The organism is Camelimonas fluminis (assembly GCF_014656355.1).
GTDB lineage: Bacteria > Pseudomonadota > Alphaproteobacteria > Rhizobiales > Beijerinckiaceae > Camelimonas > Camelimonas fluminis.
On the sequence record NZ_BNCG01000002.1, the window covers coordinates 297,015 to 321,824 of the forward strand.

Annotated in this window: 19 protein-coding genes; 10 read left to right on the top strand and 9 right to left on the bottom strand. The window is 67.0% G+C overall.

The window, feature by feature from the left end; translation table 11 throughout:
- Window positions 1-568: 568 nt before the first annotated feature.
- From exbB to tolA, 3 genes are read left to right on the top strand one after another with little or no spacing between them, the layout of a single operon-like run.
- Window positions 569-1,747, top strand: coding sequence for a tonB-system energizer ExbB (exbB, locus tag IE243_RS04745; protein WP_244642749.1), 1,179 nt, complete (start codon window positions 569-571; stop codon window positions 1,745-1,747).
- Window positions 1,748-1,751: 4 nt separating this feature from the next.
- Window positions 1,752-2,225 carry a TonB system transport protein ExbD gene (exbD, locus tag IE243_RS04750; protein WP_191318195.1) on the top strand — a complete coding sequence of 158 codons (474 nt, stop codon included), beginning with the start codon at window positions 1,752-1,754 and terminating at the stop codon, window positions 2,223-2,225.
- Window positions 2,225-3,133, top strand: coding sequence for a cell envelope integrity protein TolA (tolA, locus tag IE243_RS04755; RefSeq protein ID WP_244642783.1), 909 nt, complete (start codon window positions 2,225-2,227; stop codon window positions 3,131-3,133). Before exbD ends, tolA begins: the two co-directional genes overlap by 1 nt.
- Before the next feature lie 167 nt (window positions 3,134-3,300).
- On the opposite strand, the gene IE243_RS04760 is transcribed toward tolA, so the two are convergent.
- Both IE243_RS04760 and eno read right to left on the bottom strand, forming a co-directional pair.
- On the bottom strand, window positions 3,301-4,608 hold the full coding sequence (locus tag IE243_RS04760; RefSeq protein WP_210319795.1) for an alpha/beta fold hydrolase: 1,308 nt from the start codon (window positions 4,606-4,608) through the stop codon (window positions 3,301-3,303).
- Window positions 4,609-5,082: 474 nt separating this feature from the next.
- Window positions 5,083-6,369 (bottom strand): phosphopyruvate hydratase, encoded by a 1,287-nt coding sequence (gene eno, locus IE243_RS04765; protein ID WP_191318197.1) that lies wholly within the window; start codon window positions 6,367-6,369, stop codon window positions 5,083-5,085.
- A gap of 216 nt (window positions 6,370-6,585) precedes the next feature.
- Between eno and queF the strand changes: the two genes are divergently transcribed.
- Entirely contained in the window at window positions 6,586-7,053 is a 468-nt protein-coding gene (queF, locus tag IE243_RS04770; protein WP_191318198.1) for a preQ(1) synthase, read from the top strand.
- Window positions 7,054-7,325: 272 nt separating this feature from the next.
- A complete protein-coding gene (locus tag IE243_RS04775) occupies window positions 7,326-8,522 on the top strand; it encodes an ABC transporter substrate-binding protein (RefSeq protein WP_191318199.1) in 1,197 nt (398 codons plus the stop codon).
- Window positions 8,523-8,803: 281 nt separating this feature from the next.
- Here IE243_RS04775 and IE243_RS04780 read toward each other — a convergent pair whose 3' ends face one another.
- From IE243_RS04780 to tpiA, 5 genes are all read right to left on the bottom strand, one after another.
- Window positions 8,804-9,982 carry an MFS transporter gene (locus tag IE243_RS04780; RefSeq protein WP_191318200.1) on the bottom strand — a complete coding sequence of 393 codons (1,179 nt, stop codon included), beginning with the start codon at window positions 9,980-9,982 and terminating at the stop codon, window positions 8,804-8,806.
- A 616-nt stretch (window positions 9,983-10,598) separates the two neighbouring features.
- Entirely contained in the window at window positions 10,599-11,471 is an 873-nt protein-coding gene (gene kdsA / locus IE243_RS04785; RefSeq protein WP_191318201.1) for a 3-deoxy-8-phosphooctulonate synthase, read from the bottom strand.
- A gap of 300 nt (window positions 11,472-11,771) precedes the next feature.
- The gene (pyrG, locus tag IE243_RS04790) at window positions 11,772-13,400 is read right to left on the bottom strand and encodes a CTP synthase (RefSeq protein WP_191318202.1); all 1,629 of its coding nucleotides are present in this window, start codon (window positions 13,398-13,400) and stop codon (window positions 11,772-11,774) included.
- Window positions 13,401-13,672: 272 nt separating this feature from the next.
- A complete protein-coding gene (gene secG, locus IE243_RS04795; RefSeq protein ID WP_191318203.1) occupies window positions 13,673-14,077 on the bottom strand; it encodes a preprotein translocase subunit SecG in 405 nt (134 codons plus the stop codon).
- Between the two features lie 329 nt (window positions 14,078-14,406).
- Window positions 14,407-15,186, bottom strand: coding sequence for a triose-phosphate isomerase (gene tpiA / locus IE243_RS04800; protein WP_244642752.1), 780 nt, complete (start codon window positions 15,184-15,186; stop codon window positions 14,407-14,409).
- Between the two features lie 394 nt (window positions 15,187-15,580).
- Between tpiA and IE243_RS04805 the strand changes: the two genes are divergently transcribed.
- The 5 genes from IE243_RS04805 to trpC all read left to right on the top strand — a co-directional run bounded on the left by IE243_RS04805 (window position 15,581) and on the right by trpC (window position 21,681).
- A complete protein-coding gene (locus IE243_RS04805) occupies window positions 15,581-17,491 on the top strand; it encodes a peptidylprolyl isomerase (protein ID WP_191318204.1) in 1,911 nt (636 codons plus the stop codon).
- An 8-nt stretch (window positions 17,492-17,499) separates the two neighbouring features.
- Window positions 17,500-19,017: an anthranilate synthase component I gene (gene trpE / locus IE243_RS04810; protein WP_191318205.1), complete on the top strand. Its 1,518-nt coding sequence runs from the start codon at window positions 17,500-17,502 to the stop codon at window positions 19,015-19,017.
- 233 nt (window positions 19,018-19,250) lie between these two features.
- A complete protein-coding gene (locus tag IE243_RS04815) occupies window positions 19,251-19,856 on the top strand; it encodes an anthranilate synthase component II (RefSeq protein ID WP_191318206.1) in 606 nt (201 codons plus the stop codon).
- 8 nt (window positions 19,857-19,864) lie between these two features.
- Window positions 19,865-20,890, top strand: coding sequence for an anthranilate phosphoribosyltransferase (trpD, locus tag IE243_RS04820; RefSeq protein ID WP_191318207.1), 1,026 nt, complete (start codon window positions 19,865-19,867; stop codon window positions 20,888-20,890).
- Entirely contained in the window at window positions 20,887-21,681 is a 795-nt protein-coding gene (gene trpC, locus IE243_RS04825) for an indole-3-glycerol phosphate synthase TrpC (protein ID WP_191318208.1), read from the top strand. Before trpD ends, trpC begins: the two co-directional genes overlap by 4 nt.
- 111 nt (window positions 21,682-21,792) lie before the next feature.
- On the opposite strand, the gene IE243_RS04830 is transcribed toward trpC, so the two are convergent.
- On the bottom strand, window positions 21,793-22,200 hold the full coding sequence (locus IE243_RS04830) for a VirK family protein (RefSeq protein ID WP_191318209.1): 408 nt from the start codon (window positions 22,198-22,200) through the stop codon (window positions 21,793-21,795).
- Between the two features lie 509 nt (window positions 22,201-22,709).
- The gene (locus tag IE243_RS04835) at window positions 22,710-24,536 is read right to left on the bottom strand and encodes a flavin-containing monooxygenase (protein WP_191318210.1); all 1,827 of its coding nucleotides are present in this window, start codon (window positions 24,534-24,536) and stop codon (window positions 22,710-22,712) included.
- Between the last annotated feature and the right edge of the window lie 274 nt (window positions 24,537-24,810).

The following is a 24,810-nucleotide window of genomic DNA, read 5'->3' on the forward strand; positions in this document are numbered from 1 at the left end:
GCGTCGCCTGAAAGGCGCGCGCGGGTTTGAGGGCATTGGCGCATGGCCCTTTGGGCGCGCGTGCGGCGGCCAGGACGCCGGGGGCTGCGGGCCAATGGCGTCATCATTTTCACGCGACAATTAACAGGCGCCCATTGCGCCCGTTGCATGATGCTCCGGCCGGCGCCATCCGGGATGGCGCAGAATAAACGATTGTCGCCATGTAAATATTTTCGATCAGACGCCCTGGAGCAGCCTGGCGGCGGCGTCCGGCGGGACGCCCGCGGCGTCCGCTTCTTAGAATCCCTCCAAATCATTGAGATTGCGTTCAAATTTTTACGGCGTTACTGAAGCGCAAGTTTCAGGATGCCGGTCCGGGGCAGCAGGTTCCAGCTGTCTGGAATGCTGGTCCAGATCCGGAAAGCCCGCCAGCGGCGCCGGACAGAATGATGGACTGGCTGCTTGCGGGGCCTTCTGGCTGATGCGCCGGCCGCCGGCGCGCTGGCAACGGTGGAATCCATGTTCCCGCCGCAGACGCCAGCCTTCCGCCAGGCATCCCGGCGGTCGTTGCAATATGGGAGTTGGTCACTTGTCCGCGTTTTCGAAGCATTTCGCCCGTTCGCGCAACGTGCGCGCCGTCGAGGCCTTTGAACACGCCAAACCTGGCCCCCGTCAGCGTTACGCCGCGCCCCTCGCCGTGCTGATGCTCGCCCAGGCGCTGGCCCCCGCCGCTCTCGCCCAAACCCCGCCCCAGGCGCAAACTCCGCCCCAGGCGCAAGCGCAGCCTCAGGCGCAAGCGCAGCAGGCCCCCGCTTCGCCAGGGGGCGCCCCTTCCGGCGCGCCGGCCCAGCAGCAGCCGAAACCGGTCATGCCGGCTCCGGATCACGCCGCGCCGACCTCGACGCTGCCGGCGGGCCATCCGCCCCTGCCCGCATTTCCGGCGCCGGTTTCGTCTCCGGCCAGCCAGCCAGGCGCTGCTCCGGCAGGCGCCGCGCCAGCCCGGCAGGCCGCGCCCTCCGGCGCTGCCCCGGCGCCCGTCGCAACGCCGGCGGCTGCCGCCGTCATCCCGCATGACCTGTCGCCGTGGGGCATGTTCATGCAGGCCGACATGGTCGTGAAGGCGGTGATGATCGGCCTCGCCTTCGCCTCGCTGGTCACCTGGACCATCTGGCTGGCGAAATCGCTGGAACTGCTGGCGGCCCGCCGCCGGGCCTTGCGCGCCGTGCGGCGCCTGCACGCGGCCGACAGCCTGGTTGAAGCGCTGGCCGACAACGCCATCCGCTCCGGCGGCCCTGTCAGCGAAATCGTCGCTGCGGCGGAATCAGAAGAAGAGCGCTCCGCTGGCCTGCCCGCCGAGGGCGTCAAGGAGCGCGTCGCCATCGCCCTGTCGCGCATCGAGGCGCGCGCCGGCCGCAACATGGCGCGCGGCACCGGCCTGCTCGCCACCATCGGCTCCACCGCCCCCTTCGTCGGCCTGTTCGGCACCGTGTGGGGCATCATGAATTCGTTCATCGGCATCTCGGTGGCCAAGACCACCAATCTGGCGGTCGTCGCCCCAGGCATCGCCGAGGCGCTGCTGGCCACCGCCATCGGTCTGGTCGCGGCCATCCCGGCGGTTATCATCTACAACGTGTTCTCCCGTTCGATCACCGGCTACCGGGCGCTGCTGTCCGACGCCTCGGCCCTGGCCCTGCAGCATCTGTCGCGTGATCTGGACCGTCGGGACATGAGCGCCAACGTGGCCCAGCTGCGTCGCGCCGCGGAGTGATCAGATGGCCGTCAGTCTGAAGGAAAGCGGCGACGACCTCGCGGAAGTCTCCGAAATCAACGTGACGCCGTTCATCGACGTCATCCTGGTTCTGCTCATCATCTTCATGGTGGCGGCGCCGCTGTCGACAGTGGACGTGCCGGTCGATCTGCCGGTCTCCAACGCCCAGCAGCAGCCGCGTCCGGACAAGCCGCTGTTCCTGTCCGTGAAGAACGATCTCACCCTGGCGCTTGGCGACGACGGCGTCGCCCGCGATGGCCTGCAGGGCGCGCTTGACGCGCGCACCCATGGCGACCGCGAGCAGCGGGTGTTCCTGCGCGCCGATCAGGGCGTGGCCTATGGCGAGCTGATGAAGGTGATGAACCTGCTGCGCAGCGCCGGTTACCTGAAGATCGCCCTCGTTGGCCTGGAAGACACCGGCCAGGCCGGGCAGCCGGCCCCGGCCGCGCCGGCCGCCAGCCCAGGAGCTGGCCAGTGATGGGAGGCGCCGGGCATGGCTGGGCGTTCGCCCGCTGGGGCGCCGCCGGCGCCGTGGTGCTCGCCGCCCATTTCGGCGGGGCCTGGATGGCGCTGAACTGGAAGCACGCCGAACCGGCGGGCGATCCGCCGGCCGCGATCATGATCGAGCTGGCGCCGCTGCCGGTCTCGGCCAACAACGCGCCCCAGAACGAGGCGGCCCCCGGCCCCGAAGTCGCGGAAGCGCAACAGGCCGAGAAGCCAGTTGAATCCGAGGTGGCGCAGAACGAGCCGCCGCCCCCGCCTCCCGAGCCTGAACCCGAGCCGCAGCCCCAGGAAATCCAGGCGCCGGAAGTTCCCCAGAAGGCCGAAGTCGTGCTTCCGGCCGCCCCCAGGGTCGATCCGCAGAAAGAACGCGAGAAAGAGCGCAAACTGGAGCGCGAGCGCCAGAAGCGCATCGAGCTGGCGCGAGAAAGGGAGCGGGAGAAGGAACGCAAACGCGAGCTGGAGCGCGAGAAAAAGCGCGCGGCGCGGGCAAAGGCGCTTGAAGCAGAACGCACCGCCACGGCGCAGCGCACCTCCGCGCCCTCCGGCGCCCCGGGGCCGCGTTCGCCTTCCGCCGCCTCCGCGTCGGCGGGCGCCAACAGCGCGGCGATGTCGAGCTGGCGCGGCGCGCTGATGGCTCACCTCAACCGGCACAAGCGCTTCCCTGGCGGCGCCTCGTCCAACAATGGCACGGCGGTGGTGTCGTTCTCGATCAACCGGAGCGGCGGCGTCACCAGCGCCCGTCTGGCCCGCTCGTCCGGCGACAGCGCCCTCGACGCCGAGGCCGTATCGACCGTGCGGCGCGCCAGCCCGGTGCCGGCGCCGCCGGCGCACATCGCTGGCGGCTCGATTTCCCTGTCGGTGCCAATCCGCTACAGCCGCTGACGACGCAGGTCCGCAGCGTCGCCGTGGAGATCTGAAAGTGAAAATGCCCGCGCTCATCGCGGGCATTTTCTTTTGGGGGCATGGGACCTTCCCGGCGCGTCGCGCGTCAGGCGGGCTCCAGACAGGCGCGCACTGCGGGCCTCCGCGAACGTCGCGCCGTCAGTGCGTTATTTTTTCGGCGTTTCGGGCTGCACCGGCGGCGAGAGCGGCTGCAATTGCTGGGCTGCGCCGTCATGGCCGGCCGAGGCGCCGGCTTTCACCGCCGCCACCGCGTCGAGGATGGCCCTGGCCACCACATCCGGCTGCGACAGCACCACCGCATGGCTGGCGGGCGTTGACACCGTGCGGGCCTTGATGCGTCCGGCCTCGGTTTGCTGCGCGCCCGGGTCCAGCAGCCGGTCGTTGCTGGCCACCACATACCAGACCGGCAGATTTTTCCAGGCAGCGTTGTTCACGCGCTCCTCGAACACCTTGCCGAAAACCGGGGCCTGGGTGGCGGCGAGCAGCCTGTTTTGCGCCGCGTCGAGATCCTGGCCGAAGTCGGTGGCGAAGGCGTCGTCGGCAAGCCGGACAAAGCCGGATGAATCGGTCAGCAGCTTCGCCAGCCCCGGACCGCGCGGCGCGTTGCGCAGGCGGTCGATGAATGACTGGCCCACGTCGGGCGCCATGGCGGCCACATAGACCAGCGCCGCCACCTTCCGGTCGACGCCCGCCTCGGTGATGATGACGCCGCCCCACGAGTGTCCGACGAGAATCACCGGCCCCTTGACGATGGCCAGCGCCCGCTGCACCACCGCGACGTCGGCCCACATGGAGTTGAGCGGCAGTTGCACCGCCAGGGCGTTGACGCCCGCGCGCTGCAACAGCGGAATCACGCCGCGCCACGCGGAGGCATCCAGCAACTCTGAATGAACCAGGATGACCGTAGGGGAGATCTCTGCTTTCACAGCGGCGGGAGCCGCCCCGGCGGTCCCCGGCGCGGCAGGATTTGGCGTCGCGGAGCCTGGAGCAACAGAACCTGGAGCGTCTTGCGCCGCGGCGGGAAGCGGACCGCGCCCGGCCGGCGACGTGGCGCCGGCCCCCTCCCTGGCGCCGGCGGCCTCCGGCGACGGATGGGCAGGCGATGCAGATGCGCCGCCGGCGGGACTGGTTGTGGGGCTGGTTGCAGGCGGCGCCGTTGCCGGCGCCTCCGGCTTGCGATCACCCGCGCCGGATGGCGTCGCGGGGGACGGGGAAGCAACGGATTGCGATGTGTTGGCGGTGGGCCCGCCATCCTCCGCATGCGCTGCCGGCGCGGCCATCACGAGCAGCGCCGCCAGGCTGAGACTTGCCAGGCCAAGGCAAATCCGCGCGGCGTGAGCGCGCCGCCGCTGCGGTCCCTGCTGGCGTAGCGCGGACGGGCGGAGTTTCGAATCGGGCGTCATTCCGGCCGCAAAAGCGGCGCCCACTTTTGCTGGAATCGCCGTGGCCGCCATATCGCCCTCCTCGCCCCGCCATGCGGTCGCCGCGACCATCAGCACTCGCAGCGTTTACGAATCGTCCGCTCGCACGAAGCCATACGCCAGTTGTCATTCCGGTGTAGCGAGACTGCCCCAGCGTCGTCCGCGCGTAAAGCCGCACCGGCGGCGCGACGCAGCGCCGGCCAGGCAAGCAGCGCGCCCGACAAATCAAGCGGCGCGCACAAAAAATCCGGCCAGACGTCGCCGTCGGGCCGGATCTGATCTTTATGGGGCGAGCCAAACGGGGTGAGCCAGGACGAGCGGCCGGGAAAGACGACCGGACTGAGCGGTCTCCTGTTCCAGGCGCCTGGGCCTGCGCTCCCAAGCCCGCCGACGTCGCCGCGCGCCCGCCAGAGCAAAATCCGTTCAGACTGAAACGGAATCTCGCTCCAACGTTTTATCCTGACGCGCTTTCCTGGCGCGAAGCGGCGCCCACTTCGCTGGAAACGCTTAGCCGCGCAGCGCCTTCAGGGCGTTGCGGCCAGCGTAGATGGCCTGGCCGCCGAGCTGCTCCTCGATGCGGATCAGCTGGTTGTACTTGGCCGTGCGGTCGGAACGGGCCAGCGAACCGGTCTTGATCTGGCCGCAGTTGGTGGCGACGGCGAGGTCGGCGATGGTCGAATCCTCGGTCTCGCCCGAACGGTGCGACATCACGGCGGTGTAGCCGGCGCGGTGCGCCATATCGACGGCGGCCAGGGTCTCGGTCAGCGAACCGATCTGGTTGACCTTGACCAGGATGGAGTTGCCAACGCCCTGACGGACGCCATCCGACAGGCGCGCGACATTGGTGACGAACAGATCGTCGCCGACGAGCTGGCAACGGGAGCCGACCAGATCGGTCAGCAGCTTCCAGCCCGCCCAGTCGTCCTCGGCCATGCCGTCCTCGATCGAGCTGATCGGGTAGTCGCCGACCAGCTTGGCCAGGTACTTCGCCTGCTCTTCCGGCGAGCGGGTGACGCCTTCGCCTTCATAGACGTAGTTGCCGCCCTTGAAGAACTCGGTGGAGGCGCAATCGAGGGCGATCATCATGTCGTCGCCAGCCTTGTAGCCGGCGTCCTCGATGGCCTTCATGACGAAGTCGAGCGCAGCTTCCGCGGACGGCAGGTTCGGCGCGAAGCCGCCCTCGTCGCCCACATTGGTGTTCTGGCCAGCGGCCTTCAGGTTGGCCTTCAGGCGGTGGAACACCTCGGCGCCGGCGCGCACGGCGTCGGCGAGGCTCGGCGCGCCGACCGGCATCACCATGAATTCCTGGAAGTCGATCGGGTTGTCGGCGTGGGCGCCGCCATTGACGATGTTCATCATCGGCACAGGCAGGACGCGGGCGGTCGGGCCGCCGACATAGCGGTAGAGCGGCAGGCCGGACGCCTCAGCGGCTGCCTTCGCCACCGCCAGCGACACGCCGAGGATGGCGTTGGCGCCGAGGCGGGCCTTGTTCGGCGTGCCGTCGAGTTCGATCATGATCTCGTCGATCGCCACCTGGTCCTCGGCGTCCTGGCCGGCCAGGGTGTCGTAGATCTCGGTGTTGACCGCCTCGACAGCCTTCTGCACGCCCTTGCCGCCATAGCGGGACTTGTCGCCGTCGCGCAGCTCCACCGCTTCGTGGGCGCCGGTCGAAGCGCCGGAAGGAACCGCCGCGCGGCCCGTGGAGCCGTCCTCCAGCACCACATCGACTTCAACGGTCGGGTTGCCCCGGCTGTCGAGGATCTCGCGGGCGACGATATCGACAATGGCGGTCATGGAATGAAGCTCCATACGTTCGGGAAAGCGCGGGCATACGAAACGCCTGTGACGCGCGCATGAAAAGGGTTCGCTCTGGCGACGGTTCCTGAGGGCCTTTTACGGCATCAACATGGGCTTTCAATAGCCATGCGCGGAAATTACCGCGCCCACGCGCCGACTTCAGGCGCTCACGCGGCCGTTCCCTGCGCCGTGCAAAAGGAGTATAGGGGCGCCATGAGCAACGCCGATCTCACCCAGCATCTCAGTCATTTGGGCCAGCAGAGCGCCGCGCCCGCCGACCCGGCGACGGCGGTGCTCGACCGCGTGCCGAACCCGCACCCGGATACGGACTATATCGCCCGCTTCACGGCGCCGGAGTTCACCTCGATCTGCCCGGTCACCGGCCAGCCGGATTTCGCCATCCTGGTGATCGACTACGCCCCGGACCAGTGGCTGGTCGAATCGAAGTCGCTCAAGCTGTACCTGCACGCCTTCCGCAATCACGGCGCCTTCCACGAGGATTGCACCGTCGCCATCGGCAAGCGGCTGGCCGGCCTGCTGCAGCCGCGGTTCCTGCGCATCGGCGGCTACTGGTTCCCGCGCGGCGGCATTCCGATCGACGTGTTCTGGCAGACCGGCGACCTGCCGAAAAACGTCTGGCTGCCGGATACGGGCGTGCAGCCTTACCGCGCCCGCTTCTGAAGCCAGGCGCGCCGGCCGGGCGCGCAATACCACGTCATCGGCTGTAGTTTTGTCTTTCGTATAACATATCACCCTCTTGCCACCGGCTTTGGGGAATGCGCACACTCGCATCAACGGTCCGTGAACGACCGCTTCCGCCAGAAACGGCAAGCCGGCCGGCAGGCCGCCTCCACTTCGGGCATCGGGAATGCGCTCCCGCGCCGCGCCTCGATCGCGCAAGACGATCCGGGCCGGACGGCCACGCTTTCTGGCGGGCTCCAGGGAGGGATGAAATGAAGAGATTGGTATCGACGGTCGCCGCGTCATTGCTGCTTGGCGGCGTCGCGTTGGCCCAGAGCGCCGACATGCCCGGCGTGACAAAAGACAACATCAAGATTGGCCAGACGACCGCCTTCAGCGGCGGCGCCTCCGCCTATTCGGTGATCGCCAAGACGCACCAGGCCTATCTCAAGGAACTCAATGACAAGGGCGGGATCAACGGCCGCAAGGTCGAGCTGATTTCCCTGGACGACGGCTATGCCCCGCCGAAAACCGTGGAGCAGACCCGTAAGCTGGTTGAGCAGGACGGCGTCTCGTTCATCTTCAACCCGCTGGGAACCGCCACCGGCCTCGCCGTGCAGAAATACCTGAACAGCAAGGGCGTGCCGCAACTGTTCGTCGCCTCCGGCAACAGCGGCTGGGACAATCCCAAGCAGTTTCCGTGGACCACGGGCTTCCAGCCATCCTACTTCAGCGAAGGCGTGGTGATCGGCCGCTACATCGCCAAGAACCTGCCGAACAGCAAGGTCGCCTTGCTCCACCAGGCTGACGATTTCGGCAAGGATTATCTGCATGGCCTGCGCAAGGGCCTTGGCGCCAACGCCGACAAGCAACTCATCAAGGTGGTGAGCTACCAGCCGACCGATCCGGTCATCGACTCGCAGCTGGTGGAGCTGAAGGCGTCGGGCGCCGACGTGTTCGTCAACGTCTCCGTGCCCAAGTACACCGCCCAGGCCATCCGCAAGGTGGCGCAAATGGGCTGGAAACCGACCCACTTCGTCTCCTCGATCTCGGCCTCGGTGGCGGCGGTGATGAAGCCAGCCGGCCCGGAAAACGGCGTGGGCATCATCGCCACGGCTTATGTGAAGGATCCGCTCGACCCGCAGTGGAAGGACGATCCGGGCATGAAGGATTTCCACGCCTTCATGGATCGCGCCATGCCTTCCGCTGATCGCGCCGACACCAATTATGTTTATGGCTACACCACGGCCAAGGTGCTGGAAGACGTGCTGAAGCGGGCTGGCTCCGATCTGAGCCGCAAGAACATCATGAAGATGGCGACCACCCTCAACATGGAGGTTGGAACCCTGCTGCCGGGCATCAAGATCCAGAACAACCCGGAGCGGTTCTCGCCGATCACCCGCATGCAGCTGACCAAGTTCGACGGCAAGACGTTTCACCCGTTTGGCGAGATCATCTCGGCGGAGTGACCGTTTGCTCCGTGTGCATTCCGTGACGTCCGGGGCCATCCCGGGCGTCATTTTGTTTGTGAAAACTCAACAACAAGATATTGAAATCATTTCGAAATCATAATCTTTCCGTGGCGTGTCGCTGACGATCCCGACTGCAAGGCCGGGGCGATGTCGGGAACATGATGTGGGAGCATACAGACGTCACGGCGCGACGTTTTCCGGCGGGCGCGCCGCCGCAGCGCCTGACCGGGGGCCCGAAAGCCGCAGGCGCCTCAATTAAATTATTATATCAACACCAATTACTTATCGGTTATTTTTAACAGGTAGCCGCAGAGCAATCCGACAATCGCGATCACCCCGGCGCCGAAGCCCAGGGCCAGCGCCGGCCCGGCGAGGTGCAGCGCCGCCCCCCACCAGATCGGACCGACCGCCTGGCCGGTCATGAAACTGGAGCCATGCAGGGCGACGGCGGAGCCGCGAAAAGCCGGGGCCAGTTCAGTCGCCTGCACCTGCAGGGAGTTGTGCAGGCTGTAGAAGCCAAAGCCGAGCACCATGAAGGCGGCGAAGTCGCCCTGCCAGGGCAGGCCTGCCGCAGTCGCCAGCAGGGCGGCGGCTGCGGCTACGCCCCCCATGCCCATCAGGCCCTGGCTACCCAGCAGATCCATCAACCGGCCGGCGGAGGCGCTGTAGATAATGCCGCCGAGCGGAAAGGCGGCGATCACCAGGCCGGCGATGGCCGGGCTGTTCTCGCCGCGCGCCGCCAGCAGCACCGCGACAAACGGCATGAGGCCGAAGATGAACACACCCTCGCAAAACACGGCGCTGAAGCACACCCAGGCGCGGCGATTGCGCAGCACCTCGCGAAAACCGTGCAGCACGCCATGGGCGGGCGCCGTGGCTGAACGGGCGCCGCGCGGCAATACCCGCATGACCGCAACGGTGGTGATGGCGCAAACCACGCCGTACAGCAGAAAAACGCCGCGCCAGCTGAGCCATTCAACAAGGAAACCGGCGCCGATGGCTCCCGCGAGGCCACCGCTGATGGTGGCGCCGAGCATGCGGGCGAGCACCGCCTGGCGTTGTTCGAGCGCCACCCGGTCGCCAATCAGCGCGATGGTCGCCGGGAAGATGCCGGCGGAGGCGACGCCGCAGACCACGCGCATGGCGAACTGCCAGTCCCATGCCGGCCACAGGGCGCTGGCGACGCCACCAAGCGAAATGATGACCATGCAGATGCGGATGACGCCGCTGCGACCGAAGCGGTCGCCCACCGGCCCCCACACCAGCTGCATCAGACCAAAGGGAAAGGCGAAAGCGCTGCCGAGCAGCGCCACCTGCCCCGCCGGCACGTTGAGATCGCGGGCGATCACCGGCACCAGCGGATCAACGGCGCGCACGAACAGGCTGGCGGTGAAACAGGAGACAGCCAGCCAGACCTGAAGCCGGGCAAGCGAAGGCTCAGCCACGGGCTGACGCATGGTTTTCCTTCCCTGACGCCTGGCGGCGCCCTGTTCTTCTTGTCCGCGCGTTTTTCAGCGCGCGTCATTGTTCCGCCGCGCCTTGCGGGCGCGGGCTGGCGCAAGGCCGCCCGAGCGTCCGTGCGCTGTCCCGATGTTTACTGGCTGGGTGAGCTGGAGACCAATTCCCCGCCGGCGGGACCGCATTGCACCACGCGAAGGGCTTGACGCTTCGGCAAGGATCTGGCGCCCGGCAAAGAGCCTGGCCTCATGCAATGTCAGAGCCTGGAGCAAATGGGCGCCGGCGCTGGCGCCGAAGAGGGGCGCTCTGTCCGATCAAAGCCCTGCCGCCGCGCAACCATACGTCCCGTCATGGCCGGCCTGTTCCGGCCGTCCACGACGATGGCGCGTCAGCAATGCCCGGGCGCTCGTCTGACCGACATGGTGGGGCGAACTGGCCGGGGCGTGGGCGCCCGCAACATGGGTGGGCATGATGCGCAGGCGCGGGCCGGCGCCGGGGCGCGAGACCGGTTCGCGCCGGAACGGGGTTTTGCGCAGCCGCTGATGTCATGCGTCGGCGCGCATTGCCTGGCGCAAGGCGACCACCGTCTTGCCGGAAAACGCTATTGGCGCCGGATCAACCGCCGCGCCGTTTGGCGATGGCGTCGAACGCCATCAGTTCGCGCACCAGAGGCTCCATCTGCGACAGGGGCGCCATGTTGGGGCCGTCCGACGGAGCGCGATCCGGATCGGGATGGGTTTCGATGAACACGCCAGCCACGCCCACCGCCACGGCGGCGCGGGCGAGCACCGGCACGAAGCGCCGCTCGCCCCCGGATGAGGTTCCCTGCCCACCGGGCTGTTGCACCGAATGGGTGGCGTCGAAGATCACTGGCGCGCCAGTGGTCTCCGCCATGATTGGCAGGGCGCGCATATCGGAAACCAGGGTGTTGTAGCCGAAGCTGGCGCCGCGCTCGGTGACCAGCACGTCGGGGTTGCCAGCGCTGGTCAGCTTGGCGACCACGTTCTTCATGTCCCAGGGGGCGAGAAACTGGCCTTTCTTGACGTTGACGACGCGCCCGGTAGCAGCGGCGGCCAGCAGCAGATCGGTCTGCCGGCACAGGAAGGCCGGAATCTGCAGCACGTCGACGACCTCGGCCACCGGCGCGCACTGGCCGGCGTCGTGCACGTCGGTCAGCACTGGCACGCCCAGCTTTTCGCGGATCTCGGCGAATACCGGCAGCGCCGCGTCCAGCCCCATGCCGCGCGCGGCGGAAGCGGAGGTCCGGTTGGCCTTGTCGAATGAGGTCTTGAAGACCAGGCCAATGCCCAGGCGGTCGGTGATGGCGACCAATTCCGACGCCACTTCCATGGCGTGGTCGCGGCTTTCCATCTGGCAGGGGCCGGCGATCAGGGCGAGCGGCAGATCGTTGCCGAAACGCACCGGCTTGCGGGCGCCCGCGCCCACGGTGACGACGGGATTGGCTGTGACTGGGGCCTGGCTGGTCATCGCTCGCCTGTCCTTCTGTCCGGTATGGGGCGGACCTGGAGCGTTTTGTGATCCAACTGGACCGGAAAGCGCTCCAGGCTTCCCTGCTGTGTGCAAATTCTGATCGACCTGGCGCTTCCCTCCTGCCGGAAAGCGCACCAGCGGCCGCAAGAACCCGCCATGAACGGCAACGCCCCGTAAGCCGGGGCGTTGCTCTTTTCAATTCTCAATAGCCCGAGCCTGCGCGATTACCCGCGCCGAACCGCGGCCGCCGTGCCTCGGAGGCGTTGGTCCAGAGGCGCTGATCCAGGACCGCGGGCCTCAGACCAGCCGGCTCTGCGCGATCGCCGCCTCAACGAAGCTGCCGAACAATGGGTGCGGCTCCAGCGGACGCGACTTGTACTCGGGATGGTACTGCACGCCGATGAACCATGGATGATCCATATGCTCGATCGTTTCCGGCAGCACGCCGTCCGGCGATACGCCGGAGAAGCGCATGCCAGCGGCCTCAAGGCGCTCACGGTAGTCCATGTTGACTTCGTAGCGGTGGCGATGACGCTCGGAAATCTCGGTCTGGCCATAGATCCGGGCGATCTTCGTATCCGGCGACAGCACCGAACGGTAAGCGCCGAGACGCATGGTGCCGCCCAGGTCGCCCTCGGCGGTGCGCCGCACCAGCTCATTGCCGCTCAGCCACTCGGTCAGCAGGCCGACCACCGGCTCGTCCGTGGGACCAAACTCGGTGGAGCTGGCCGCGTCAACGCCGGCAAGGGCGCGGCAGGCCTCGATCACCGCCATCTGCATGCCGAAGCAGATGCCGAGATACGGCACCTTGCGCTCGCGGGCGAAGCGGGCGGCGCGAATCTTGCCCTCGGCGCCGCGCTGGCCAAAGCCGCCGGGCACCAGGATGCCGTGCACATGCTCCAGGAACGGCGCCGGGTCCTCGCGCTCGAACACCTCGCTCTCGATCCAGTCGATATTGACCTTCACCCGGTTGGCGATGCCGCCATGCGTCAGGGCCTCGATCAGCGATTTGTAGGCGTCCTTCATGCCGGTGTACTTGCCGACAATGGCGATGGTCACCTCGCCTTCCGGACTTTTCACCCGGTCGGAGATTTCCTGCCAGCGGCTGAGATCCGGCTCAGGCGCGTCCTTGATGCCGAACGCGGCCAGCACTTCGCCGTCCAGCCCCTCTGCGTGATAGGACAGCGGCACGTCATAGATGGAGGAGACGTCGCGCGCCTCGATCACCGCCGTCTCGCGCACATTGCAGAACAGCGACAGCTTGCGGCGCTCTTCGCGGGGAATCGGCCGGTCAGTGCGGCACAACAGCAGGTTGGGCTGGACGCCGATGGAGCGCAGCTCGGCCACCGAATGCTGCGTCGGCTTGGTTTTCAGTTCGCCAGCGGACGGGATGTACGGCAGCAGCGTCAGGTGCATGTAGATGGCCTGATCGCGCTCCAGTTCCTGGCCGAGCTGGCGGATGGCCTCCAGGAACGGCAGACTTTCGATGTCGCCGACGGTGCCGCCAATCTCCATCAGCACGAAGTCGTAGCCATCGTTGCCGCTGAGCACGAATTCCTTGATGGCGTTGGTCACGTGCGGAATCACCTGCACGGTCGCGCCCAGATAGTCGCCGCGCCGCTCACGGGCGATGATGTCCGAGTAAATACGGCCGGTGGTGATGTTGTCGTTGCGGCTGCACGGCATGCCCGTGAAGCGCTCGTAGTGCCCCAGGTCGAGATCGGTCTCGGCGCCGTCGTCGGTGACGAACACCTCGCCGTGCTGATACGGGCTCATGGTGCCCGGATCGACGTTGAGATAGGGGTCGAGCTTGCGCAGGCGGACCTTGTAGCCGCGCGCCTGCAGGAGGGCTCCGAGAGCGGCTGATGCGAGGCCCTTGCCCAGGGAGGAGACCACGCCGCCGGTGATGAATACGTACCGCGTCATGGGACCCGCTGGATACGCTGAATCGGGGCGGTTGGCGAGAGCTCCGGATAAATTTTGTTCAGTCATCACAAAAAAATGCCCCGCCGCTGACGCGGCGGGTCCATGCTGGAGCAACCCTCGCAAACGTGGACGCCACCTTGCGCGCGGAATTGCATCAAATCAAACGATCAGAGCGTTTTCACGGCTTCATGGCTGAACCCGGAAAACGCTCATGTGTGGCGTGACGCCCGTGGTCGCAAGCAGCCGTCCGGAGGCCGGCCGCGCCACCTGACTTACTGCTGCGTGGGAACCTGAGGGGCAGCCGGCGCCGCAGGCGCGGCCGGAGCCTGGTTCTGCATCTGCTTTAGCTGGTCGAGAACACCGCCGCCGGCAGGCGCGGCCGGGGCGCCCGGCGTCGCCGGCGCCGTCCGGGACGGCAGGTTGCGATCGATGATCGAGCCGCCGCCGCGCGACATGCTGGCCAGCACGGTCAGCGCCAGGCTGGTGGCGAAAAACAGCGCGGCGAGAATCGCCGTGGCGCGCGTCAGGGCGTTGGCCTGACCGCGGCCGGTCATGAAGCCGGAAACGCCGCTGCCGCCGCCCATGCCCAGCCCGCCGCCTTCAGAACGCTGGAGCAGCACAACGCCAACCAGCGCCAGCACGATGAGCAGATGAACGACGATGAGAACCGTTTGCATGAACTATGCCCAATGGCCGGCGCCCGGCCCATCTCGATGTGAACTGGAAAGCGGTTTCGGGAGCCAGCCCCCAAAGCGACTTGCGCGTTTAGCACGCCCCGCTCCCAAGAGCAAAGCGTGCGGCAAAACGCGAAGAGCGCGGCGCAGCCGGTCCCGCCTGGCGGAAAACAGCGCGACGCAAACGCATCTGCCGCCAGATTCGCGCCGCCAACAGGAGAGCAGGACAGTCGAATCGGCTTCCCGGAGCCAAATCTCCCGCGCTGGCGGGACGCACGCCGCGCCTGTGCGGCGGCGCCCATCCTGCCGGCAAAGATGCCTTTACGCCGGAATCAGCAACCGGCGGCGATCGCCAGGAAATCCGCCGCGACAAGGCTGGCGCCGCCCACCAGGGCGCCGTCCACGTCCTCAACCGCCATCAACTCGGCGGCGTTGGAGGGCTTCACCGAGCCGCCGTACAGGAGGCGAACGTCATCGGCGAACGCCGCGCCAAAGCGCTTGCGCAGTTCAGCGCGCATGAAGGCGTGCACTTCAGCCACGTCGGCGACAGTCGGGGTCAGGCCGGTGCCGATGGCCCACACTGGCTCATAGGCGACGATCAGGGCTCCCTCGCCGTCGGGGACCGAACCGGCCAGTTGCGCGCCAACCACGTCCAGCGCCCGGCCAGCGTCCCGCTCCTCGCGGGTCTCGCCAACACAGACGATCGGGGTCAGACCAGCGCGGCGGGCGGCTTCGGCGCGGGCGCGCACGTCGGCGTCGGTTTCGCCATTATAGGCGCGACGCTCGGAATGGCCGACGATGACAGCGCTCGCGCCGGCGTCTGCCAGCATCTCCGCAGAGATTTCGCCAGTGCAGGCCCCGGAAACCGCCGGATGGCAGGTCTGGGCGCCGATGGCGACGCCGCTGCCGATCGATGCGGCGGCGAAGGCGTACAGCAACGGCGCCGGCGGGCAGACGAGCAGGTCAGCCCTGGCGCGCAGGGCGGCGTCATAGCCCTCGATCACCTGGCCGAGCGTGCGGGCGCCGGCGATCTTCAGACCATTCATCTTCCAGTTGCCCGCGATCAGCGGACGGCGCTTGTGACCGGCCATCGTGCTCCCCGTTTGCGTCATTGGCGCTCCGCGCGCCGGACGCCAGTCCGGAAGCGCAGCCGCCGCCCCGCGAATCTGGCGCGGCCGCCGCCACGCCCAACCCGGGGCTCCAGTTCCTGTGGCCGGCTCTAGCAGAGCCGCCGCAACCCCGCAATGGAGCGCCGATGGAGAGCCACGCGGCTATATATTGCGATATCTGGCCCTCCAGGGCCCTGTCTCACGCGCGCGGACCATGGACGCAGGCCCGACCGTGCTCTATGTCAGCGTGTTCAATACAAGTCAGCATTGACTTGCCAAGCAGCCCGTTCAGGCGGCCGGGCCAGCGCAGCCGGGCGGCCGGCCCATCATTCACCCCGGCAGGCAGGCCCGTGCGGCCCGCTCCCGCCGGGACGCTCCAGGAAGGTCGATTGATCACATGCTTCAGGGAATGCGCAACGCGAGCAAGGGCCTGCTTGGCAAGGTCGTTCTCTTTGTTCTTTTCGGACTGCTGATCGTTTCCTTCGCCATCTGGGGCATTGGCGACATGGTGCGCGGCGGCTCGCGCAACACCGTGGCGATGGTCGGCAAGACCGAGATCACCATGGAACAGTTGCGCACCGCCTGGCAGAACGAGTTGCAGCGCCTTTCCCAGCAGTACCGCACGGTGATCACCCCGGCGCAGGGCCGCGAGATGGGGCTGGACGCCATCGTGCTCGGCCGCCTGGTGACCGAAGCGGCCATGGATCAGGAAGCCCGCGACATGAATCTGGGTGTCACTGACGCCTTTGTCGTCGAAACGATCGCCGCCGATCCAAACTTCCGCGGCGTCAACGGCCAGTTCGACCGCGCCCGTTTCGCCGAGGCGCTGCGCAACAACGGCTTCTCGGAAGCCGCTTACCTTGCTGAGCAGCGCAATACGCTGGTGCGCCGGCAGATCCCCGAAGGCCTGGCTGGCGGCATCCGGACCCCCGCCGCGATGAATCAGGCGGTCTTCCGCGTCAACGCCGAGCGTCGCGCCGCGTCCTGGGTCGCGCTTCCCGCCGCTTCGGTTGGCGAGATCGCCGCGCCGTCGGACGAGGCGCTGAAAAGCTTCTTCGAAAGCCGCAAGGCCTCGTTCCGCGCGCCGGAGTTCCGCACGTTCAACGCCGTGGCGCTGACGCCGGCCGGCCTCGTCAAGGCGAAAAACCTCGCCGCCGCCATTACCGACGCCGAGATCAAGGCGCACTACGAGGAAACGAAGGAGAGCGCCTGGGGCTCGCCGGAGCGCCGTCGCCTGCAGCAGATGTCCTTCCCCGACGAAGCAACGGCGAAGGCCGCCGTGGAGTCGATCAGGGCCGGCAAGCCGTTCGAGGCCGTCGCGAAGGAGCGCGGCGTGCCGGAGAAGGATCTGGATCTCGGCGAGGTGACCCGCGCCCAGATGATCGATCCCGCCGTGCGCGACGCGGCCTTCGCCCTGGCTTCCGGCGCCGTCAGCGATCCGGTGAAGGGCAAATTCGGCGTCGTGGTGGTGCGGGCCGCGTCGGTGACGCCGGCGACGATCAAGCCGCTGGCCGAGGTCGCCGGCTCCATCCGGACCGAACTGGCCGCCGCAAGGGCCAGGAAAGAGATCTCGGCGCTGCACGACAGGATCGAGGACCAGCGCATCAACGCCCGCCCCCTCGCCGAGATCGCCCGCGACGCCGGCCTGACCGTGGTCAAGGTGGATGGCGTCGACAATCAGGGCAAGGACAGGCAGGGGACGCCGTCAAGCGTTCTGCTCGCCCTGCCCGGCGCCCAGGAACTGCTGCGCGACGCCTTCAACACCGACGTCGGCGCCGACAACGAAGCGCTGGGCGTCGATGGCGGCTACGTCTGGTACGAGGTCACCAATGTCGAAGCGGCGCGGGACCGCACGCTCGAGGAGGCCCGGGCCAGCGTGGAGAAGCTCTGGCGTGAGGACCAGGTGAACGCGAAGCTCACGGCGCGCGCCGACGAGATCGTCAGGAAGGTCAACGAAGGCGCGACGCTGCAGGCGGCTTCAGGCCTGCCGGTCAGGACCGCCAGCGACCTGCGCCGCGGCCAGGCCGCCGGTGATCTGGACGTCGACGCGGTGCGGCAGATCTTCTCCGTTCCGGCCGGCAAGGCGGGGTCGGCGAGCAAGCCTGGCCAGCGGATCATCTTCCAGGTGACCTCGGCCACCCTGCCGCCCTTCTCGGCCAGCGCCATCAATCCCCAACTGGCGGAGCAGATGAATCTCGCTCTCACCGACGATCTGCTGAGCAGCTACGTGCGCATTCTGCAGAACCGTTTTGGGGTCAGCATTAATCAGCAGAACCTTCGCAATGCGATCGGTTCCGCCCAGCAGTAAGCTGAACGATGCAATTCGAACCCACGCCTGAAGCCGCCGCCGCGCTGTACGCCGCAGGCCGGCCCTTCACCCTCGCCGTCCGCTTCCTGGCGGACCTGGAGACGCCGCTCGGCGCCTATATCCGCCTGTCGCAGGCCGCCGGCCCGAGCTTCCTGCTGGAAACCGTGCAGGACCTGTCGGTGCGCGGACGCTATTCGATGATCGCCGTCGCGCCGGACCTCATCTGGCGCTGCGTTAACGGCAAGGCCCAGATCAACCGCCAGGCGGCGCGCGATCCGGAGGCCTTCGTCGACGAAGCCGCGGGACCGCTGGACAGCTTGCGCGCCCTGGTCAACGAGAGCGCCATCGACCTGCCGGCGGGCTTGCCGCCGATGGCCGCCGGCGTATTCGGCTATCTGGGTTACGACATGGTGCGCCAGATGGAGCGCCTGCCGAACATTAATCCGGACGCCCTCGGCGTTCCGGAAGCGATCATGGTGCGCCCCACGGTGATGGCGGTGTTCGACTCGCTGAAGGATGAACTGATCCTGGTGACGCCGGTGCGTCCGCAGGCGGGCGTCTCCGCCAGCGCCGCCCTCGCCGGCGCCCAGGAGCGGCTGGAAGCAGCCGTTGCGGCGTTGAGCGCGCCGCTGCCGGTTGCCGACCAGACCGACGTGACGGAGATGCCGGAGCCGGAGGCCGTGTCCAACACGCCGCCGGACGCCTTCATCGCCATGGTGGAGAAGGCCCGCGACTACGTGCGGGCCGGCGACATCTTCCAGGTGGTGCTGGGCCAGCGCTTCGAGGCGCCGTTCACCCTGCCGCCGCTGTCGCTGTACCGGGCGCTGCGCCGCATCAATCCCTCGCCTTATCTCAGCTTCCTCGATTTCGGCGGTTTCCAGCTGGTTTGCTCCAGCCCGGAAATCCTGGTGCGGTCGCGCGAGGGCAAGGTCACCATCCGGCCCCTCGCCGGCACCCGCCCGCGCGGCGCGACGCCGGAGGAAGACCGGCGCCTCGGCGAGGAGTTGCTGGCCGATCCCAAGGAGCGCTCCGAGCATCTGATGCTGCTCGACCTCGGCCGCAATGACGTCGGCCGGGTGTCGAAGACCGGCACGGTGAAGGTGACGGAGAGCTTCGTGCTGGAGCACTACAGCCACGTGCAGCACATCGTCTCCAATGTGGAGGGCGAGCAGGACCCGCGCTTCGACGCGCTGGACGCGCTGGTCGCCGGCTTCCCGGCCGGCACGCTCTCGGGCGCGCCCAAGGTGCGCGCCATGGAGATCATCGACGAACTGGAGCTGGAGCGGCGCGGGCCGTTCGGCGGCTGCATCGGCTATTTCAGCGCCAATGGCGACATGGACACCTGCATCGTGTTGCGCACCGCCATCGTCAAGGACGGTAAAATGGCGGTGCAGGCCGGCGCCGGCGTGGTCTATGATTCCGATCCGAAGTCGGAGCTGATGGAATGCGTCAACAAATCGAAGGCCCTGTTCCGCGCCGCCGAAGAGGCGATCCGCGTGGCCGGGCAAGCCGGGCGCAGCCAATGAACTCCCGGGCGCAGCCAATGAAACCACAGGCGCAGTCCGTGAGCATTGGGGCGGAGCGCACGGCCGCCCGGGCAAATCCTGCGTTGCGGCGGACGACAGCGTCGTGGCGCTGGCGAAGCTGCTGACCAACGGATTCGCCCTGCCCATTGCCAAAGCCCTTTGGGGCTGACGCATTTTCACGGAACGGCGAAGAGCCTTTCCCCGGAAATGCCCTGAATGATAAAGGCCCTGCCATGACGCGCGTGGTTCTTGTCGACAATTACGACTCATTCACCTGGAACCTGGTGCACCTGATCGGCGCGCTGGGCCCGCAGGTGGACGTGCATCGCAACGACACGCTCACCACGGCTGACATCGCCGCCATGGCGCCGGACGCCATTGTGCTGTCGCCGGGGCCATGCACGCCCAACGAAGCTGGCGTTTGCCTTGACGTGATCCGCGATCTCGGCGACCGCATCCCGGTGTTCGGCGTTTGCCTCGGCCTGCAATCCATTGGCCAGGCCTATGGCGGCCAGGTGGTGCGCGCGCCACTGCCGATGCACGGCAAGGTTTCCGTGGTGCGCCACACGGGGCAGACGATCTTTGAAGGGATCGACGGCCCGTTCAACGCCACGCGCTATCATTCGCTGATCGTCGACCGGGAAACCTGCCCCACCGAGCTGGCGATCACCGCCGAGACCGACGATGGCCAGATCATGGCCCTTTCGCATGTCAGCCTGCCGGTGCACGGGGTGCAGTTCCACCCGGAAAGCATCCTCTCCGAGCATGGCGCGACCATGATGCGAAACTTCTTCAACCTGGCCGCCGCGTGGAACGCCGCGGCAACCGCTGGACATTGACGGACGCCATGGACGCTTTCAAACCCTTCATCGCCAAGGTTGCGACCGGCGCGGCCCTGACCCGCGACGAAGCCCGGGCCGCCTTCGAGAACCTGCTTTCCGGAGAGGTGACGCCCTCCCAGGCTGGCGCTTTCCTGATGGCCTTGCGCGTGCGCGGCGAGAGCCTGGACGAGATCGTCGGCGCCGTCAGCGCCATGCGCAGCCGCATGGCGGCGGTCGAAGCGCCCGCAGACGCCATCGACATCGTCGGCACCGGCGGCGACAATGTCGGCACCTGGAACGTCTCGACCCTCAGCGCCTTCGTCGTCGCCGCCTGCGGCGTTCCGGTGGCCAAGCACGGCAACCGCGCCGCATCGTCCAAATCCGGTTCAGCCGACGTGCTGATGGCGCTCGGCGTCAATCTGGATCTCAGCCCGGCCGACATCACCCGCTGCATCCAGGACGCCGGCATCGGCTTCATGTTCGCGCCCAATCACCATTCCTCGATGCGCCATGTGGCGCCGGTGCGCACTGAGCTGGGCGCGCGGACCATCTTCAATATTCTGGGTCCGCTCTCGAATCCGGCTTCCGTGAAGCGGCAGCTGCTCGGCTCGTTCTCGGCCATGTGGCTGGAGCCGATGGTGCGCGTGTTGCAGACGCTCGGCGCCGAACGGGTATGGGCGGTGCACGGCTCCGACGGGCTGGACGAGATCACCACCACTGGCCCTACCCAGGTGGTGGCGCTGGAAGATGGCGCCGTGCGCACATTCACCGTGCAGCCAGAGGATGTCGGCCTGAAGCGGGCCAGCCTCGACGACCTGAAGGGCGGCGATCCGGAGCATAACGCCTCCGCCGCCATGCGCCTGCTCCAGGGCGAGGCGGGCGCCTACCGCGACATCGTGCTGATGAACGCCGGCGCGGCGCTGGTCGTCGCCGGAAAGGCCTATGATCTGGCCGCCGGCGTCGCCATGGCGGCGCAGGCGATCGACAGCGGCGCGGCGCGCAAGACGCTGGAAAAGCTGGCCCGGGCGAGCCACGCGGGAGCAACGGCATGAGCAACGTTCTGGAGCGCATCGGCGCGTACAAGCTGGAGGAAATCGCCGCCGCCAGGGCCGCGATCCCCCAGGCGGAGATCGAGCGGCAGGCCGCCGCCGCTCCGGCGCCGCGCGGCTTTCTGGCCGCGCTGGAGCGGAAGATCGCCGCCGGCCAGCCGGCGCTCATCGCCGAGATCAAGAAAGCCAGTCCGTCGAAAGGGCTGATCCGCGCCGATTTTGACCCACCGGCGCTGGCCCGCGCTTATGAGGCCGGCGGCGCCGCCTGCCTGTCGGTGTTGACCGATACGCCGTCGTTTCAGGGCAGCCCGGACTTTCTGAAGGCGGCCCGCGCCGCCTGCGCCCTGCCCGCGTTACGCAAGGACTTCCTCTACGATCCATACCAGGTTTTCGAAGCCCGGGCCTGGGGCGCGGACTGCATCCTGGTCATCATGGCTTCGGTTGACGACGCGACTGCCCTTGAGCTGACGCGGACAGCTACCCGCCTCGGCATGGATACGCTGGTGGAGGTGCATGACGGCGACGAACTGGAGCGCGCCCTGAAATTGCCGTCGCGACTGATTGGCGTCAACAACCGCGACCTGCGCACCTTCGAGGTGTCGCTGTCGGTGACCGAACGCCTGGCCCCGCGCGTGCCGGCGGATCGCGTGCTGGTCGGCGAAAGCGGCATCTTCAATCCGCAGGACATCGCCCGCCTCGCCGCCTGCAAGGTCAACGCCTATCTGGTTGGCGAAAGCCTGATGCGCCAGGAAGACGTCACCGCCGCAACCCGGGCCCTGCTTCAGCCGGCCTGAATCCGGGTCCCAGCTGGCGCCTGCGGCGTCTCGCGCCTGACGATGCGCCGCCGCGGGCCGCCCCGCGGCGGAGCCCGGAGCGCCCCAACCCGGAACGCCGCGCGGGAGCCGTCAGTTGCCCGGAGACACGAAGGTTAGCGCCTCGCTGTCCGTCCCGCAGGCAAGCTCGGTCGCATCCTCAAGCGGCCGGAACGTTGTCGGGTCAAGCTGGCGAAGATAGACCCTGGCGCCTCCATCCGGCGTCAGGCGCAGACGGACGTACTGCAACGTCATCGCGCCGGTTTTTGACGACAGGAACAGATGATTGTCAGAGGTGGCGATCCATCTGTCGATGACATTCCAGGCCTGGAACCGGACAACGGCGAAACCGGCCTGCCCAAACTTTTCCCCGCCCGTGCATTTCGCCAGCCGCATCACCACCGTGGGCGTTTCGCCGCTGGCGAGGCGGCGCGAAAGCACATCATAGCTCCAGCCAGCCCAGGCCATGTGTGGAAGACCCGCCGCAAGAGCTGCGGCCAACAAGAATTTCTGAATGCACTTATTCACGACAACCATCACTTTATGTAATAAATATCTATAATTCCATATACTTACATATATTCGTCGAGTTTAAAACTTGAGAAACGGGTTGCAGGCAAAAATCGATCCGTCACGGCCGAATGCAAAACTCCGCCGCGCTGCGCCCAAGCATGTGACGATGGTCAATATCCACGTTGATCTGACATGGGACGCCGCCACGGCGCGTTTACCGGCCATTTCCGGAGCGTTCGCCAAGGGCCACAACGTATCGGCCAGACCCCTTCCCGCATCCACCAACGAACGGACGCGAGTCATGTGTCTGCGGCAAAACTGGCGCGCCAGACACGCTCAACCGATAGCGGAGACGCGCTCATGGCATGGGATCAGAACCGCGCCGGGGCATCGCCGCTCATGTGAACCGGCTGATGCCCGACCGGACCTTCTGACGCCGCCCGCCATGAATGGCCGTGACGCGCGGCGTGGGAAAACACGCTTGCGCTGAAAAGCCCTTACTCCGCCGCCTGGGCGCTGTAGCCAAGTTCCAGCCCGTCCATGTCGCCCTTCTGGCGCCAGGCGTCCCACATGCGCAGGAACACGGTCGGGCCACGCCAGTACTGGTTGTTTTTCAGCACACGCATGTTGTTCACGTTGCCCTCGTTATTGTAGTAGCCCGGCGTGCACTCCTCCAGATAAGGCACGCGGGCGCGGGCGATCTTGACGCAGGCGTCGACCCACGCCTTTTCCGCTGCCTCTGTCGCCTCCACGGTGACCGCGCCGCGCTCGCGCATCTGCCGCAGCAGCCAGCCGATATGACGGGTCTGCTCGTCCAGCATGTGCTGGAAGTTCGGGCTCTGGCCGGACTGGATCGGCGTGACGATGAAGCAGTTGGGGAAGCCGCGCGAGAACAGGCCATGGAAAGTTTCGGCGCCGTCCTTCCATTTCTCCGTGAGGGTCAGGCCATCGCGGCCGTAAACCTCCAGACCGAACCGGCGGGTGATGTCGGTGCCGACCTCGAAGCCGGTGGCGTAGATCAGGCAATCCAGTTCATATGATTTGCCGTCGACGACGACGCCGGTTTCGGTGATGCGCTCAACGCCGCGTCCCTCCGTGTCGATGAGATGAACGTTGGGGCGATTGAAGGTCGGCAAATAGCCGTCGTGGAAGCACGGCCGCTTGCAAAACTGGCTATACCAGGGCTTCAGCGCCGCGGCGATCGCGGCGTCCTGGACGATGGAATCAACGCGGGCGCGCACCCGCTCCATCTTCTGGAAGTCGGCCAGTTCGATCAGCTTTTCCGGATCTTCAACGACCTCGCCCTGCTTCTGCTTGCGCCGCGCCGCCAGCAGGATGTTGCCGATGAGATCTGTCCAGCCGTCGTTGACCAGATCCTCCTCGAAGTCGCCGCCCGAGACGACGGCGGTGAAATTGTCCATCCGCGCCCGTTGCCAGCCGGGCTGGAGCGAACCCGCCCAATCCATGTCGGTGGGCCTGTCATCACGCACGTCAATGGACGACGGCGTGCGCTGGAAGACGAACAGTTCCTTTGACCATTCGCCAAGATGCGGCACGCACTGCACCGCCGTGGCCCCGGTGCCGATGATGCCGACGCGCTTGTCGGCAAGGCCGGTGAGATTGCCGTGGGAATCACCGCCAGTGTAGGCGTAGTCCCAGCGGCTGGTGTGGAAGCTGTGGCCTTTGAAAGTCTCGACCCCTGGAATGCCAGGCAGCTTCGGCCGGTCCAGCGGACCGCCGACGAGGATAACGAACCGGGCGGAAATCTCGTCGCCGCGATCGGTGCGCAGGCGCCAGCGGGCTGCGGCCTCCTCCCACCGCATCTCGGTCGCCACCGTCTGGAACAGGGCGTGGGGATACAGATTGAAATGGCGGGCGACGCGGTGGGCCTGGGCGAGAATTTCCGGCGCGCGGGCATATTTGCGCTGCGGCGTGTAGCCGGTTTCTTCCAGCAACGGCAGGTAGATGTAGCTTTCCGTATCGCAGGCTGCGCCCGGATAACGGTTCCAGTACCAGGTGCCGCCGAAGTCGCCGCCCTTCTCAATGATGCGGAATGATTCGATCCCCGCCTCGCGCAAGCGCGCGCCAGACAGCAGACCGCCAAAACCGCCGCCGATCACCACGGCGTCGACAGTTTCGCGCACCGGCTCGCGGGTGAAGCCCGGCTCTACATACGGATCGTCCAGATAATGCGCGAACTCGCCGGTCATGGCCGCGTATTGCTGGTTGCCGTCGGCGCGCAGGCGCCGGTCCCGCTCCTCCCGGTAACGCGCCTTCAGCGCATCGACCTCGATATGCGCGGCGTTATCGCCCGTAGCAGACATGTTTCACTCCCGGCGCAGTCGCCATATTTTGTGAAATATCCTTATTCTTGATAAAGATACTGATCAGTACCAGTGTTTGTGTCAACTGCGGCGGCCACGTGCTCCTGCCTGCGCGCAGCGCATGACACCCCTTGCCGGCCTGCTTCGCCACAGCCGGCCGCGTGAAGTCTGCCGGTCAACATATCCGGGGCCGGATCACATGTTGCGGAACACAGCGGGAACATGCCATACTGTTCATGATTTGTTTCGCTGCAGAATCGGCCTGACAGTTTTG